The organism is Streptomyces adustus (genome assembly GCF_009377175.1).
GTDB classification, from domain to species: domain Bacteria; phylum Actinomycetota; class Actinomycetes; order Streptomycetales; family Streptomycetaceae; genus Streptomyces; species Streptomyces adustus.
Genome location: NZ_VJZD01000124.1, coordinates 1 through 14,678, shown reverse-complemented (window position 1 = coordinate 14,678; position 14,678 = coordinate 1). Strand labels below are relative to the sequence as shown.

Below are 14,678 nucleotides of genomic sequence, written 5' to 3'. Positions count from 1 at the left end.
AAGTACTGGTGGACGCCAGGATCACTCGGATCCACAGCAAACTCGCCGCCCTGCCGGCGTCGGAGAAGGCCGTACTCGGCCCCCCACTCGCTGAAGCAGAGATCTCAGCTTTCGAGCACAACCACGGTGTCCGACTGCCTGAGGAATTCCGTCAGTTCCTCACCCATATCGGCAACGGTGGATACGGTCCCACCTACGGGCTGCTGCCGATGGAGCGGTGGGTCAACCGGCAGACCAGCATGGAACAGCTCGCCGAATCGTTCCCGATCGTCCCCGACCTGGATATCCCCTATGGCCCTGCTGACCGACGCGAGTCCGCAGACTCGTTCGCCGGCGCCATCAGGGTCGTCTACCGGGGTTGCAGTGACTTCACGCTACTTGTCGTCACAGGTGCCGGGCGCGGGCGCTTGGTCGAGGTCAACTACGAAGGGTTCTTCGCTCCCCGCTTTCACACCGACTCCGACTTCCTGTCCTGGTACGAGCGGTGGCTCGACTTCATCCTGACCGGGCACCGGAACCTCACCTGGTTCGCCGACCAGATGTCCGGCAACGAAGCCGAACTTGTGGCCGCACTCCTGGATGACGAACGTCCGACACGGCGGCGAGCCGCCGCCTACACCTTCATCACCCACCCAGCCCCGAGCACCGACCTGCCCGGCACACTGCTGCACGCACTGACCACAGAGGCTCACCCAGCCGTCCGAGAAACGATCCTCCGCGCCCTCGCCGCCCAGGGAGAGCACGGCCGAGACCTACTCACCACGGCACTCGCCGATCCAGTGTCCGGGATCCGCTCCCTCGCCGCCATCTTGATGACGACACGCACTCCGCACGGCTGGCGGCTACCTGCCCACCGACGAGAAATACTCAGCCGATATCTGGCGAACGAGACGGATGACTCGGTACGCGACTCCATGCAGAGAGCACTCAACCTGACGTGAGACGTCATCCGCTGCGGTGAGCTCGTGAAGTTCGACGCCGGTTCCGCGCATTCCTCGAACCGCCCACGCCGGCCGTCCTCGCGCTTACGCGCCGGATGTTCGAACGTCATGACGTCACACCTCGCCGTCCAGGGACGCGCCGACGGCGCACCTCCACTGTCCGGCAGGTACCCTCCCCAGCCGCGCACGCCGGCGCGGCAATCCTCCGCGCGGCGCCCGGTACGGCCATCTCCACGAATCCCGGAACGCCGACTGAGTCCTTCTCGTTGCCCCAGAGGGGTTGATGCAGATCAGGCAGGAGGTGCGCAGAACCGCTGATACGTGGTGGCTCATCCCACCGGGTTTCTGTGCGACGTGCAGTGGAGCGGGCGACAACGCGGTCACCGGGCGGTTCGAGGAGGCGTGGCCGGGCGCGGAGACTCGCGGGCCAAGAGGGTGCGCACCGCCGCCACGATCCTGCCGATCCGGTCGGTGGACCAGCACGGCGGCCGCAGCACGCGGCCCTGAAGCACCGGCCTGCACGATCGAGGGCCGGATGGACCAAGCCCGCGCGTCCCTCGACGACAAGCCCGCCGTCTGACGTGACAGGCCTCGGCCTGCGCCTGCTCATGACCTGAGCCACGCCGACACGACCGGCGCAGCCGGACCGCTCAGCCGCGGACCTCGCCGACCGGACCCGTACATGCGATCGGCCCCCTCGATCGTGCCGAGGGGGCCGAACTGTCGTAGCGGGAGCCGGATTTGAACCGGCGACCTCTGGGTTATGAGCCCAGCGAGCTACCGAGCTGCTCCACCCCGCGTCGGTACTCACAGCGTACGCGATGAGAAACGACCCGGCAGAGAATTAACCGCCGGCCTCCCGGCGGTTCAGTCGGCGCCGGACGGTGGCTGGGCGCTCGGCAGCCGGAGCGTGAACACGGCGCCTTGCCCCGGCTCGCTCGCCGCCTCCGCGCTGCCGCCGTGGGCGACGGTCATCTGGCGGACGATGGACAGGCCCAGGCCGCTGCCGCCGGTACGCCGGCTGCGGGACTTCTCCGCACGCCAGAATCGCTCGAAGACATGCGGCAGGTCCTCGGGCGCGATGCCCGTGCCGGTGTCCGCGACGGTGAGGACGACGGCGTCGTCGGCGCGGCGGGCGGCCAGCGTGACCGTGCCGTCGGCGGGTGTGTGGCGCAGTGCGTTGGAGACCAGGTTGCCGAGCACCTGCCGGATGCGCACCGGGTCGGCGTCCAGCCAGAGGGCGGCGCCGGCCTCGGTGTGCAGGGTGACGTCCGCTGCGTCGGCGGCCACCCGGTGGGCCGCGGCGACCTGGTCGAGGAGTTCGTCGGCGCGCACGGGCTCGCGGTGCAGGCGCAGGGTTCCGGCGTCCGCGGCCGCCAGGTCCTGGAGGTCGTCGATGACGCGCTGGAGCACCAGCGCCTCGTCGTGCAGCGAGCCGAGCAGCGTGGCGTCAGGGTGGACGACACCGTCCCGGGCGACCTCGAGCCAGCCGCGGATGTTGGTGAGCGGGCTGCGCAGCTCATGCGCGATGTCGCTGACCATCGCCTTGCGCTGGGCCTCCAGGCGCGCGCGGCGCTCGGTCAGGTCGTTGAACGCCTCCGCCAGGATGCCGGTCTCGTCCCGGGTGGTGACCGCGACCCGGACATGCAGGTTCGGCGGCTGCTGGGCGGCCTCGGTCAGCGCGCGCAGCGGGCGCACCAGTCGGCCGGCGACCACGGCGGTGACCGCGACGGTGACGACGAGGACGAGACCGGCCGCGCCGGCGACCTTGGCGTTGTTGGCCGGGGACATGTCGAAGCGGGGTGCGCTTCGGTCTCCGATACCGAGGAAGAGCTGGGCGGTCGGTGCGACATACGGGTCCAGTTGCGCGCGGCGGGCGCCGCGGGCACAGTTCTGCCCCGCCTCCTCGGTCGCGTCACCGGCGCGCTCCTTGCCCTTGACCACGAGCCGGAGGCTCAGCAAGTCCTTCCCGGTGGCGTCGAAGGAGAGGTACAGCGGCGCGCCGAGGACCAGGCCCTGCCGGTCCAGACAAACCCGGGTACGGGCGGTCAGCGCTGCCAGGGCCTTGTTCTCGGTGGCGGTGGGGGTGTTGAGCAGTCCGTCGGCGCACTCCGTTGGGACGTAGGCGACAGAGTCCTCTCCGTCCGGACCGACGAGGACCGGTCGTCCGCTGGGCAGCCGCTGGACCGTCACCTGGATGCCGTGTGCGTGATAGCAGAGCTGCCGTTTCCTGGCCAGGGCGTCGACGTGGAGCCGTTCGGCGGCTGGCAGCCGGTAGGGGCCGACGGCGCGGGGGTCGATGCCGCTCGACTGCGCCCCGGGCTCGCTGTAGGTGTCGGTGTGCAGCGGGTCGACGGTGGCGGCGGGCCGGGGTGGCAGAGGGGTGCCGCGGCCCGCGGAGTCGGTGATGACGGTGCGGTCGGCGGTGGTCAGGGCGATACGCCGGCCGGACCGGGCCGCGAGGGCGCGGACGGTGGGCGCGGCCCGCGACCAGTCGGGGTGGGTGGCGGCGTAGCCGCTGAGCTGGGCGAGGATGCCGCTGTCGGTGGCGAGGTCCTGTCCCTGCTCCTCCTTCAGGGCGCTGGTGGTGGTCGCGACCGCGAGCCAGGCCGTCGCGGCCACCGAGCACAGCGCGATCAGCGCGGAGGCGGTCAGCAGCCGTACGAGCAGCCGTTTGCGCAGCGGTATCCGGTGTTTCATCCGCGGCCGCCGCTGAGTTTGTACCCGATGCCGAACACGGTGACCAGCCGCACCGGGCGGCGCGGGTCGGCCTCGATCTTCCGGCGCAGGTTCATGATGTGGACGTCGATGGCGCGTTCGGTGGAGGCCCGGTCGAAGCCGCGGGTGCACTGGAGCAACTGCCGCCGGGAGAAGACCCGGTCGGGCTCCCCGGCCATGGCGAGCAGGATCTGGAACTCGGCGGGCGTGCACTCCACCGGCCGGTCGTCGCAGTGCACTTCGTACCGTACGGGGTCGACGGTGACGGCCCCGGCCCGTACGGCGGGCTCCTCCCGGCTCGTGCCGGCGCCGCGCGCGCTGCGTCGCAGGACGGTGCGGATGCGGGCCATCAGCTCGCGCGGACTGTACGGCTTCGTCATGTAGTCGTCGGCGCCCAGTTCGAGGCCCAGCAGCAGATCGTCCTCGGCGGAGCGGGCGGTGAGCATCAGTACGGGGATGTCCTGGTCGTCGGCGCGCAGTTGCCGGCACACCGTGAAGCCGTCGACTGCTGGAAGCATCAGGTCGAGGATGACGAGGTCGGGCCGCAGGCGGCGGGCCGCGTCCAGCGCGGCCGCGCCGTCGTGCACGACGGTGGCGGTGTGGCCCTGCGCCAGCAGCGACCGGCGGATGAGCTCGGCCTGCATCTCGTCGTCCTCGGCGACCAGCACATGTGCGCACATGGGGCGGCTCAGCGGGCGAGCCAGTCGGCGTACCCGAGGACGACGACCGGATGCCGGTCGGGGTCCAGTGCGCGCAGCAGTGCCTTCATGTGTGCCTTCCCTATGCTGATGCAGCCGTGGGTGGGGCCGCCGTGGTCGACGTGGATCCAGATGCCGCCGCCGCGGTCCGCGCCGAGCGGGCGGGTCCAGTCGAGGGGTGACCTGCCGCGTTCGCGGTTGTAGTCGATGGCGACGACGTAGTCGAACGAGCCGGCCAGCGGCTCGCCTTCGAATCCGGTGCCGGGCGAGACGAACCCGGAGGACTGCTCGTACGGCAGTCGGCTGCCGGGATCGTCGAGCAGTCCGCCGGCGTCGCTCAGAGTGTAGACACCGAGCGGCGAACGCAGATCACCGGCCATGTGGTGGCCGCTCCAGCCGTGCAGCGCGTTGTGCGCGGGCCAGGTCTGCCCGGCCTCCCAGCCTGCCTCGGTGCGTTCGTGAAGGACGGCGGTGGACACCGGGGAGTCCCGGCCGCGTCCGGTCACCACGACGGCCTGCCGTGCCAGGCCCGGTATCGCTGCCATGACGGCCGGGCCCAGGCCCGGGATCCGCCGCAGGGCGGCACTGACCGGCATGGCCGGGACCGGCGTACGCGCCGGAGTGGGCGTGCGCGCCGAGGAGTTGGGGGCGGCTCCGCTCCGGGCCGCCGAGGGGTCGCCGCCACAGCCGCTGAGCAGAAAGGGGGCGGCGAGGAACCCGACGGTGGTTCTGCGATCGATCATGAAGCCGACTCTTGCCGACACATGTGAGGAACCTGTCAGATCCAGGAAGCTTCCTTGACCGTCGCCCCACCGCAGCGGATACCGCCCTGTTGCCGAGCTCGGGTGAAGTCGCCGGGCCCGTACGGCCTCTCCACAAAACTGATTGCGTTCCGGCCCGGGCCCTGTCTACGGTTCCCGCATGCTTGTCACGCCCCGTGTTTCTTAGCTCGGACACCAGCTTCGACGTCACCCTTGTGTCCTTGAGCTGTTACGGAGCGTAACTCCAATGAATACTCTTCGCGGTCCCGGCCTGTTCCGGAACCGGGACTTCTCGCTGCTGCTGAGCGGCCAGTTGGTCTCCGCCATCGGTGACCAGGCTCAGTTCATGGCCCTGCCGCTGATCGTGCTGGCCCTGACCGGGTCGGCCACCCAAGCGGGGTTCGTACTGGGCCTCGGCACCCTTTCGTTCCTGGTGTTCGGGCTGATCGCCGGCGCCCTCGTCGACCGGTGGGACCGTAAGGCCACCATGATCTGGTGTGAGCTCGGCCGGGCCGTGCTCACCGCCGGTATCGCCGTCGCACTGTGGCTGGGCAGACTCACCCTCCCGCAGCTGTACGCGACGGCGGTGCTTGTCGGGATCCTGAGCACCCTCTTCCAGGTGGCGAACACAGCGGCGTTGCCCAACGTGGTCGGTCCGCGCCAACTGTCCGCGGCGCTCGGCTACTCGCAGTCCGCCGCCGGCGCGGTGGGCATCTTCGGAGCCTCCCTCGCCGGTGCCCTCTACGCCGTCGGCCGGACCGTGCCGTTCGCCGTCAACGCGGCTTCCTTCGCCGTGTCCGCGGCGTCGCTGCGTCTGATGCCTGCCCGATTCCAGGCGGACCGGCAGGACGTACGGACGGCGTCCCGACTCACCACCGAGATTCGAGAGGGGCTCGGCTGGCTCTGGCGCCAGCCGGTCATACGCTTCCTCACCCTGGTCTCGGCCGCCGACAAAGTGCGCTACGGCGCCGGGTATCTGTTGATCATCACCCTCGCCCGGCAGGTGGGCGCCTCGCCGCTGTGGATCGGCGTCATCTTCAGCGGCGCGGCGGTCGGTGCCATGGCGGGTGCGCTGGTCTCGGACAGAGCCACGCGCCGCTTCCCGCTGGGCCGCATCGCCGTGGTGATGCTGTGGCTGGAAGCGTTGATGTTCCCGCTGTACGCCCTCGCGCCCAACCCGCTGCTGCTGGGAGCGGTCGCGGCCGCCGAGTCGCTGGTGGCTCCGGTGTACGCGGTGGCCATGACCACCCACCAACTGGCCATCACCCCCGATGAGTTGCGAGGCCGGACCACGAGCGCGGTCTCCACACTCACCACGGGAGCCTTGTCGATCGGCACGCTCGCGGGCGGCGCCCTCATCACCACACTGGGTGCCAAGCCGCTGGTCTGGCTCTGCGGAGCATGGCTGCTCGTCCTGACCCTCCTCACCACGGCCAACCGGGCCGTGCGGCAGGCCCCGCCGGCGGGTGCGCTTCCCCAGCAGCCGACCACCGGTGCGGCCGAGATCGCCGACCTGACCGGCTAGCGTCGACGGTTGCGGCCGCCGTTGATCGTCAGAGGGCCGAAGGCCACTGGCGGCTCAGCGGTGGCCGCTGGCCATCCCGCCGGCCTGCTGCTGCGTCGAAGCCGGCGATGGCCTGGGAACGGGTGGAGCTCACATGCCCTGATCTGGCAAAGCGCTGCCGTCGGCGCGGTCCTGGCGGGCGTGCTCAGCTCCGGCCGCAGTGTGCCCGTGCTGCGCCCTCTCATCGGATGACGCGGCCCGCCACACCAATGGCAGCAACCGCTGTGCGCGGCCGGGGCGTCACGTACTCGCACACCACGCCCGAGAACTCCTGCTGGAGGCTGACGGATTCCGCCTGGTCCTGGACCTCTGCTCCGCGACACTGCCGCGGCTGGGGTCGGTACGGTGAGTGGTGTAACCCCCGATCCGGAAGCGACAGTTGATGGCTGACGGGACGAGTGGCATCGCTGCCGGGAAGGCCGCTGTGAGTGCGACGGGCGCCGTGGATGACGGGCTGGTCGCCGAGCTGGTCGCCCGGGCCCGGGCCAGTGGGGTGAAGCTCACCGGGGAGGGTGGCCTGCTTTGACATGCTCCTCGCCCTGAAGGGCGAGGATTCTGGCCTTCCCTGACTGGTTGCTGTGCCGCTACGCGGCACAGTTTCCGGTCGGGAATCCGTGGCTTCCTGTCCTACGTTTTTAAGCGGGCCTCAACTGGTCATTCGTGAGACCGGTGGGCTCAAGAGGCTTCGGGCGTAGCTTGTTTCCCGTCGTCGTTCGATGGCTTTGGCAACTTGGCTGCCCGGAGCTCTGCGGGGTCCTAGGTTCACCTCCGGGACTGTGCTGGTCACTCGTAGGGCCAGCGGCCCCGAAGGGGCTCCAGGTATGGCTTGTTTCCTGTCGCCGACCGAATGGCTCAAGAAACTTGGCCGCCTGGAGCCCCGCGACGACCCGACCGCCAATTGGGAACCGCGACTCGATCGCTGTTGTAGGACAACGTCGGCGTGGTCGTCTGCCAGATCGCGAACCGCAACGTGACGGAGGGAACCGTGCCCGATCTCTGGGCCGGTGTAGACATCGGCAAGAAGCATCACCACTGCGTCGTGATCAACGCGCACGGCAGGAGACTCCTCTCCCGCCGGGTCCAGAACGACGAGCCCGACCTGTTCCAACTCGTCGACGACGTCCTGGCAATATCGGACGACGTGCTGTGGGCAGTTGACATCAACCACGGCATCGCCGCGCTGCTGATCAGCCTGCTGCTCAACCGCGACCAGCCGATCGCCTACCTCACCGGCCGGGCCGTTCACCACGCATCGACCACCTACCGCGGCGAAGGCAAGACCGATGCCCGTGACGCCTTCATCATCGCCGATCAGGCCCGCGTACGACGCGATCTGAGCATGCTGCGACCGGGCGACGAACTCGCCGTCGACCTGCGCCTCCTCACTGCTCGCCGCCTGGACGTGGTCTTCGACAAGACACGGCAGATCAACCGCCTGCGCGCCCAACTCCTGCACTTCTTCCCAGCGTTGGAACGGTCCCTGGACCTGACCAAGAAGGGACCCGTCACGCTGCTGACCGGATACCAGACCCCGGCCACGATCCGACGCATGGGCGCGAAACGGCTGGAGACCTGGCTGAGGAACCGCAAGGTCAGCGACGCCGCCGCGCTCGCGCGCAGGGCCGTGGAAGCCGCCCAGGCCCAGCAGACGACGCTGCCCGGTGAGCAGCTCGGAGCCGAACTCGTGGCCCGGCTGGCGAACGCGGTGCTGGCCCACCGCGAGGAGGTCGCCGAACTGGACGCTCGGATCGAGGACCGGTTTCGCCAGCACCAAGACGCCGCAGTGATCCTCAGCCTGCCCGGCATGGGACCTACCCTCGGGGCAGAGTTTATCGCCGCCACCGGCGGTGACCTGAGCGTCTTCGGCAGCCCCGACCGCCTGGCCGGCTTCGCCGGCCTCGCCCCCGTGCCTTGGGACTCCGGCAGCACCAGCGGCAACCTGCGCAGACCAAAGCGCTACCACCGCGGCCTCCAACGCTCCCTCTACATGTCCGCGCAGGTGAGCGTGTTCTTCTGCCCGGTCTCGAAGGCGTACTACAACCGGAAGCGCGCTGAGGGGAAGGGTCACAAGCAGGCCGTCATTGCTCTCGCCCGTCGGCGGACCAACGTCTTGTGGGCCATGATCCGCGACAAGACGCCCTATCAAGGTGGTCCTCCTCTCGCCGCAGCGGCTTGACATCGAGATTGGGAAGTTTCTTCGCGCTGTGCCGGAACAGGTTCTGGGCTTACCGGCGCTCCGCAGGCCGATGCCGCCAGTCCGGCGGCCTGTCTGACGTTGAGTGCGGCGTTGGTGTCCCGGTCGTGGAGGGTGCCGCAGGCGGTGCAGGTCCATTCCCGCACGGACAGGGGTTTGGGCCCGCCGGCCGCGCCGCAGGTGGAGCAGGTCTGCGGGATGGACCCCTTACTCCGGCTTCGGACATACACCTCAAACGCCGATCATCGGACCGCCAGTCCCGATAGCCCGTCCGGGGGGCGGACTGCCCCGAACGGTGGCGTCACCGATGGTGCAGCATTGCGATCATGAAATCGGCATGAGCCACTCATTTCATGATCAGACATGCGATACGTACGCTCTGCGCCGCCACCCTCGTGGCCGCTCCCCTCACCCTGACCGCAACGCCTGCACAAGCCCTGACGTCATGTACGGTCAACGGCAGCCCCGTATCCGGTACGACCGTCAACGGTACTGCCGGCTCCGACTACATCAGCTGCGGCGCCCTCGCCGTGGGGGACAGCGTCAACGGCTTGGGCGGCAGCGACTATATCGTCATCAACGGCATCGTTGCCGGCACCATCGACGGCGGCGCCGGTGGCGACTCCATCACGGCCAGCGCCGGTGCTGCGGCGGCCGGCAGGATTCTCGGCGGAGCCGACGGCGACTTCATCTCCGTCGGCCCAAACGCCGGCACGGTCGACGGCGGACTCGGGTCGGACTACTGCCGAGTCGCTTCCGGTAACCCTCCCATCAACTGCTGACCAGCAGAGGGCTCGTCAAGCCAGCCAACTGCGATGCTCAGAGCGGCCGGCAAGCGTGCCACCACACGCGGGGCCACCTGGCTCGCTGGCCTCGCTCGGCGCATTCCGTCACCTCCGGAGCCGCATTTCGCCGGTCCCCTGTCTCCCCCGCGGCCGCGACGGTACCCGCGGGGGAGACGGCGCGGGTGGAGTGGCCGGTGGAGGGACCCTGGGAGGTTTGTGACTCAGCGGTGCCACAAGGTGGGCGCTGACGGGGCGGGGCGAGCGCTGGAGCGCCGGCCAGGGGCAAGGAACCCCCGCAAGGCTTCGCGAACCACACCAGCGGCAACGTGTCGGCTCGCCCGTCAGACACGGGCCCGATCACAAGATCTTCGACAGAGCCGCCAGGCAGATCCGCCGCGGCCCCACAAAAGCGTGCGTTCCCTGGAAGCCGACATCCGCGCCTGGGTCAAACAGTGGAACGAGAATCCGACCCGGCCCCGTTCACCTGGACCAAGACAGCCGAAGAGATCCTCGACTCACTCGCCCGCCTCTGCCAACGGATCTCCGGCGCAGGACACCAGCTAGATGCGGGCGAACTTCTCGGTCTGGGCGGCGAACTCCTGAGCCATGGCCGCGCTGACCGTGGGTCTGGTCTCGCCGATCGTGCGCAGGTAGTCCTCGGTGGTGGGGCGGGCCCGTGCTCCGGTGTCGAAGGTACGCTCGAACTGGGCTTGGGAAACAGTGCGCGCCACATGGGCGATGTCGGCAGGGGTGAACCCCTCGCTGGCGGACGCCAGTGCCGCGCTGTCGGCCTCCGCGCCCGTTCGGGTCAGATAGCTCTCCCAGAGCGCGGTCCTCGCACGGTCGTCGGGCGGCCCGATCGGCAGCACGTAGTCGAAACGGCCGTGCCGCAGGAACGCGGAGTCGAGCGTGGTCACGTCGTTCGTGGCGCAGACGAGCAGCCGCCCGTCCTGGCCCCGGAACCGGACGATCGCCTTGAGCAGTTCATTGACGACACCGACCGCGGTCGCGTCCGCACCGCTCCGGGTCCCCGCGACCTCCTCGACCTCGTCGATGAAGACCAGGACGTGGTCGAGCCGGGCGATCTCGTCGAAGCGCCGGTGCAGTCCGCTGGCCAGCCCGTACTCGGCGGCCAGCCGCGCGGGGAACAGTTCGAGGAACGGCCATCCCAGGCGGCTGGCTATCGCGTGCGCGAACGTGCTCTTGCCGGTTCCGGGCGGCCCGAACAGCATCACCGCCCGCGGCAGGTCGACCCCGTGCTGGGCGGCCATTTCGGGATGGGCCAGCGGCAGGACCAGACGCCGTTCGATGAGCTCCTTCTCCCGCTGCATGCCCGCGACCTTCTGCCACAGCCCCCCGGGCGTGAGCTCCGCCCCGAGCAAGGACAGCATGCTGGCCGCCTGGGGAGTCACCGCCCCGCGCTTCTCGAAGAAGACCAGACCGGAACGGGCACCGAAGCCGCAGTGGTGCAGGGCTGCGGCACCGGCCCCACCTTCGGGCAGGACCGCGTGCATCGTTCGGACTCCGCCGGCGAACAGCCGGTGCTCCAGTGCCGTGATCAGGTCGCTGCCCAGCCCTTGGTGCCGCCAGGCGGGCGCCATGCAGAGGCGCAGGATCCACGACCGGTCGCCCTCCACCCTGCTCACCGCGGCGCCGACCACCACATCGTCAGCCGTGGCCACCACCGCCGGGTGGAGGGCCTGGAGGGCCGCCACCGCATCCGACAGCGGGAAGAGGGGTGGCTCGTCGGCCGTGCTGCTCTCCGCATCGACCCGGATCACTGCTTCGAGATCGTCCGGGGTGTAGTCCCTGACATGCCAACACGTCATGGTCAGCTCCACGTGTTCGGCCGTACTCCCCATCATCGGCCGACGGGCGCGGGACGCGCACATCGGCCGAACCGTGTGGTCCAGACCATCCACGGCACCGGTCCACCGGGGAATCCGGGGCGTGGAGGCCTCCGGACACGGAAGCCGTGCGGCGTACCCGGTCGCCGGGGAGCATCCTGGAGGCCGCGCCCGCGCCGCCCATGCAGCCCAACGGGCGGCCTGCCGCCCGGTTGGAGGCCCCAGGATGGCCGACGGAAGGCGTGGGGGCCCGGACCGCTCGGAGAGCTTCGGGGACGAACTGCTCGGGGCTCGTTCGGTGGCGTCATCCTTGCGTCTCCTCTCTGCGATCGCCTGGTGCGTGGTGAAGACCGCGTGGACGCGATCGCCTGGGAACGCCAAGAGCGTGGCTTCGACGACTCGGCCGGTGGCGTCGGTCGCGACGTGGGTGTTACGAGGAGCGGTGTGTGGGGCTGATGCGGAAGGCCGAGGCTTCGTCAGGGCCAGTGCGCGGGACGTGGACCGGATGACGGCCGCCCGTGCAGCGAATCGCCTGCGTGGCTGACGCAGGAGTACGCGACGAGGGCGCTGCCCGTGGTGCTGCACAGCGTGACGCGCGAGGCCGGTTCGGTGGCGGTCCCCGGATCCAGCGCCCCCCAGCCGCCACCGTACGCGATCTTACGGAGAGGACGGCGGACGAAGTTGTCCTTGCCGAGGAGGTTCTCGACCAGGCCTTCGCCCTGGAGCCGAGAGCGCGCCGCAACGTCATCATGCTGGCCTTGTACCGGCCGGCCAAGCCGACCTCGGACGGGAGGCGTTCGCCGGGACTGATCCGACCGGTGGCGATCTGGTGCCGTAGGTCGTCTGTGATGTCCCGCGGGCGGGAAGCCAGGGACCCGGGCGTGAGGCCTGACCTCGGAGGCCGTATCCCACGCGTACTCAGGGCGTACTCAACCGTGACACGAAGAAACCCGAGGACCTCGGCTTCCACAGTGCCGGAGACGTAGGCATGCGGGCGGCGGAAGGAGGTCATCTTCCAGCAGTGGTAGACCTTGCGACGGAAGTCCGCGGGCATCAGCCACTGGGCGATCAGCTCGGGCTCGGTGAGAGCACGGCAGACCTCGGCCAGCGGGTGGGCAGGGAACTGGCCGACCCGGGCGATCGTGAGGTCATCCGGATCTTCGGGGCCGTCGAACGTGCAGGTCACGCGTCATCGTCCGGGATGCGGTCGAGCAGTTCACCCAGGCTCCTGAGTCTGTCGCGCCAGTACAGCCCGTATGGAGGAAGCCGCTGCTGCACCTCGGACAAGGGGGCGGTCTCCAGCCGGTGGATCCGCAGCCGCCCGAACCATGACTCCGACACCAGCCCGGCTTCTCGGCGCCCAACCCGCACCGCGCTCCGGCCGGCAGCCACCGCCGTCCACCCAGGTGCCGAAGACTCCGCGTGAACGTCGCCCCGATGTGGCACGCCGGGTACGCCGGGCGTTGAGTGGAGATGCACGCGGGCTGCTCCGCACGGCAGGACATCCCCGACAGGGCAGGAATCCGATCAACGCCAGGAGGCATCGTGCCCACAGGACAGGACGACAAAAGCGAACGTCAGTACGAGCAAATCAGGGAGAACGCCAAGGAACACGGCGTCTCCGACCAGCTCGCCGAAGAGGTCGCGGCGCGCGCGTCCCACCGCGGCGAGCACTCCCACAGCAGATCGCAGGGACCCACGAAGGACCAGCTCTACCAGGAGGCCAGGAAAAGACACATCGACGGCCGCTCCACCATGACCAAAGACGAGCTGCGCGAGGCCCTCGGCCGCTGACCCCCGCCCTTGCCCATGTGATGGCACCCGTGAAATGCAGCTCCGCCGCCGCGCCGCCACCGTGCCGCTCTGCCCACATCGGCCGCGACCGCCAAGACCCCGGTCACCACAGGTCACGGCGCTGCGTGCGGCAGTGCGCACCGGCGGACTCTCAGTTGCGAGAGCTCTGCAAGCTCGCGCCTCCGGTGCGCAGCGTATGGCAGCCCGTGGGCGCGAGCGCTGCCGGCATGACCATGGCCCGGGTTGGACAGGCCGGCAGCCGCCCACCCGGCGGCCCCACGTCCAACCGATCCGTCCGCCGCGGCGCGGGCCGCTCGGTCGTGGTGCGGAGGCCAGCCCCCGGGACCTCGGCGTATGGGATGCTCCGGCAAGATCGCCAGGAACTAAATCCCACCCCGATGCAGACAAGCCGCACCGGGCCGGCTCGCTGCGGCCCTGGGTGGCCCGTCGGCGGCCGCCGGATCCCGGCCGGCGCCCGTCAGCGTGTTCCTGTGCGTTTTCGGGCAAGGCGGGGCAGGAGAAGTGACCCGGCGGACCGAAAGGGAGAGACAGGTGGACTGGGGAGAGTTCGCGCAGCAAATGGCGTCGCTGGCGCGTGATCTGCTGGCACGGGATTCCGTCGACGCCACACTCGCGCGGATCACCGCCGCGGCCACCGAGCTGGTCGACGGCTGCGACGCCGCCGGCATCCTCGTGCTGCGCGGCCGCGAGGTGGAGACTCTCGCTCCGACTCATCAGCTGGTCATCGACAGCGACCGGCTCCAGGGCAGGGCGGGACAAGGCCCGTGTTTCGATGCCGCCTCCAGCTCGCAGGGCGATCGGGTCTTCCGCATCGCGGATCTCACCGGCGAGCACCAGCGCTGGCCCGCCTACGCCCCCAAGGCCCGGCAGCTCGGTATCGGCAGCGTGATGGGCTTCTTGCTGTTCACCGACGACGAAGACCTCGGCGCGCTGAACCTCTACTCCCGCAAGCCGGGCGCGTTCACCGAGGCGAGCGAGCTGGCGGGCTGGCTACTGGCGTCGCACGCCACGGTCGCCTTTTCCAGCGCACGTACCCACGCCCAGATGGAGCAGGCCGTCGCTACCCGTCACCTCATCGGTGAGGCGATGGGCATCCTCATGGGCAGCCGTCACCTCACCGAGGAGCAGGCGTTCGACATGCTGCGCCGCTACTCCCAGCGAAGCAACACCAAGCTCCGTGAGGTCGCCCGCCTCATCTGCGAACACGGCGCTCTTCCCTAACCCGTTGTCAGGGCAGAGGCGGCTTCCCCAGCACACGGTCCGAACCGGAGAAGCCTGGACCAGGTCGACTCCCCGGGGAAGACTGCCCATCCGGCCCTGCCCACCAAGTCCCCCTCCCAGCCACTCCCACACCC

13 protein-coding genes and 1 tRNA gene are annotated in these 14,678 nt (G+C 69.7%); 6 read left to right on the top strand and 8 right to left on the bottom strand.

Annotated elements, in window-relative coordinates:
- Positions 1–8 precede the first annotated feature (8 nt).
- Positions 9–941 (top strand): SMI1/KNR4 family protein, encoded by a 933-nt coding sequence (locus FNH09_RS26715; protein ID WP_162469139.1) that lies wholly within the window; start codon positions 9–11, stop codon positions 939–941.
- 726 nt (positions 942–1,667) lie between these two features.
- Here the strand turns inward: FNH09_RS26715 and FNH09_RS26710 are convergent.
- The 4 genes from FNH09_RS26710 to FNH09_RS26695 all read right to left on the bottom strand — a co-directional run bounded on the left by FNH09_RS26710 (position 1,668) and on the right by FNH09_RS26695 (position 5,100).
- Positions 1,668–1,741 (bottom strand) — tRNA-Met (locus tag FNH09_RS26710).
- Positions 1,742–1,808: 67 nt separating this feature from the next.
- Positions 1,809–3,641 carry a sensor histidine kinase gene (locus FNH09_RS26705; protein WP_152892370.1) on the bottom strand — a complete coding sequence of 611 codons (1,833 nt, stop codon included), beginning with the start codon at positions 3,639–3,641 and terminating at the stop codon, positions 1,809–1,811.
- Positions 3,638–4,339: a response regulator transcription factor gene (locus FNH09_RS26700; RefSeq protein WP_152892368.1), complete on the bottom strand. Its 702-nt coding sequence runs from the start codon at positions 4,337–4,339 to the stop codon at positions 3,638–3,640. The genes FNH09_RS26705 and FNH09_RS26700 overlap by 4 nt, the downstream gene beginning before the upstream one ends.
- Positions 4,340–4,347: 8 nt before the next feature.
- Positions 4,348–5,100 (bottom strand): L,D-transpeptidase family protein, encoded by a 753-nt coding sequence (locus FNH09_RS26695; protein WP_152892366.1) that lies wholly within the window; start codon positions 5,098–5,100, stop codon positions 4,348–4,350.
- 265 nt (positions 5,101–5,365) lie between these two features.
- Here FNH09_RS26695 and FNH09_RS26690 point away from each other — a divergent pair, with 265 nt between their 5' ends.
- Both FNH09_RS26690 and FNH09_RS26685 read left to right on the top strand, forming a co-directional pair.
- Positions 5,366–6,643 carry an MFS transporter gene (locus FNH09_RS26690; protein WP_152892364.1) on the top strand — a complete coding sequence of 426 codons (1,278 nt, stop codon included), beginning with the start codon at positions 5,366–5,368 and terminating at the stop codon, positions 6,641–6,643.
- A gap of 1,024 nt (positions 6,644–7,667) precedes the next feature.
- Positions 7,668–8,858, top strand: coding sequence for an IS110 family RNA-guided transposase (locus FNH09_RS26685; protein ID WP_162469138.1), 1,191 nt, complete (start codon positions 7,668–7,670; stop codon positions 8,856–8,858).
- On the opposite strand, the gene FNH09_RS26680 is transcribed toward FNH09_RS26685, so the two are convergent.
- Positions 8,825–9,106, bottom strand: coding sequence for a zinc ribbon domain-containing protein (locus FNH09_RS26680; RefSeq protein ID WP_420802780.1), 282 nt, complete (start codon positions 9,104–9,106; stop codon positions 8,825–8,827). The genes FNH09_RS26685 and FNH09_RS26680 overlap by 34 nt on opposite strands.
- A 123-nt stretch (positions 9,107–9,229) precedes the next feature.
- Here FNH09_RS26680 and FNH09_RS26675 point away from each other — a divergent pair, with 123 nt between their 5' ends.
- On the top strand, positions 9,230–9,658 hold the full coding sequence (locus FNH09_RS26675) for a hypothetical protein (RefSeq protein ID WP_152892362.1): 429 nt from the start codon (positions 9,230–9,232) through the stop codon (positions 9,656–9,658).
- A gap of 563 nt (positions 9,659–10,221) precedes the next feature.
- Here the strand turns inward: FNH09_RS26675 and FNH09_RS26665 are convergent.
- From FNH09_RS26665 to FNH09_RS46785, 3 genes are all read right to left on the bottom strand, one after another.
- Positions 10,222–11,490 carry an ATP-binding protein gene (locus FNH09_RS26665; protein WP_152892390.1) on the bottom strand — a complete coding sequence of 423 codons (1,269 nt, stop codon included), beginning with the start codon at positions 11,488–11,490 and terminating at the stop codon, positions 10,222–10,224.
- 448 nt (positions 11,491–11,938) lie between these two features.
- The gene (locus FNH09_RS26660) at positions 11,939–12,520 is read right to left on the bottom strand and encodes a GntR family transcriptional regulator (protein WP_338017693.1); all 582 of its coding nucleotides are present in this window, start codon (positions 12,518–12,520) and stop codon (positions 11,939–11,941) included.
- Between the two features lie 170 nt (positions 12,521–12,690).
- Entirely contained in the window at positions 12,691–12,849 is a 159-nt protein-coding gene (locus FNH09_RS46785) for a hypothetical protein (RefSeq protein WP_156110837.1), read from the bottom strand.
- A 204-nt stretch (positions 12,850–13,053) separates the two neighbouring features.
- On the opposite strand from FNH09_RS46785, the gene FNH09_RS26655 reads away from it, so the two are divergent.
- Together FNH09_RS26655 and FNH09_RS26650 are read left to right on the top strand one after the other, a co-directional pair.
- Positions 13,054–13,302, top strand: a complete 249-nt coding sequence (locus tag FNH09_RS26655) for a plasmid stabilization protein (protein ID WP_162469137.1) — start codon at positions 13,054–13,056, stop codon at positions 13,300–13,302.
- A gap of 552 nt (positions 13,303–13,854) precedes the next feature.
- Complete coding sequence (locus tag FNH09_RS26650) at positions 13,855–14,544, top strand: GAF and ANTAR domain-containing protein (RefSeq protein ID WP_420802779.1); 690 nt, start codon at positions 13,855–13,857, stop codon at positions 14,542–14,544.
- Positions 14,545–14,678: the final 134 nt, after the last annotated feature.

Coding starts and splice junctions, on each gene's coding strand:
- FNH09_RS26675 (WP_152892362.1), top strand. CDS start 9,230: ATGATCAGACATGCGATACGTACGCTCTGCGCCGCCACCCTCGTGGCC.
- FNH09_RS26690 (WP_152892364.1), top strand. CDS start 5,366: ATGAATACTCTTCGCGGTCCCGGCCTGTTCCGGAACCGGGACTTCTCG.
- FNH09_RS26700 (WP_152892368.1), bottom strand. CDS start 4,339: ATGTGCGCACATGTGCTGGTCGCCGAGGACGACGAGATGCAGGCCGAG.
- FNH09_RS26695 (WP_152892366.1), bottom strand. CDS start 5,100: ATGATCGATCGCAGAACCACCGTCGGGTTCCTCGCCGCCCCCTTTCTG.
- FNH09_RS26705 (WP_152892370.1), bottom strand. CDS start 3,641: ATGAAACACCGGATACCGCTGCGCAAACGGCTGCTCGTACGGCTGCTG.
- FNH09_RS26660 (WP_338017693.1), bottom strand. CDS start 12,520: ATGACCTCCTTCCGCCGCCCGCATGCCTACGTCTCCGGCACTGTGGAA.
- FNH09_RS26665 (WP_152892390.1), bottom strand. CDS start 11,490: ATGACGTGTTGGCATGTCAGGGACTACACCCCGGACGATCTCGAAGCA.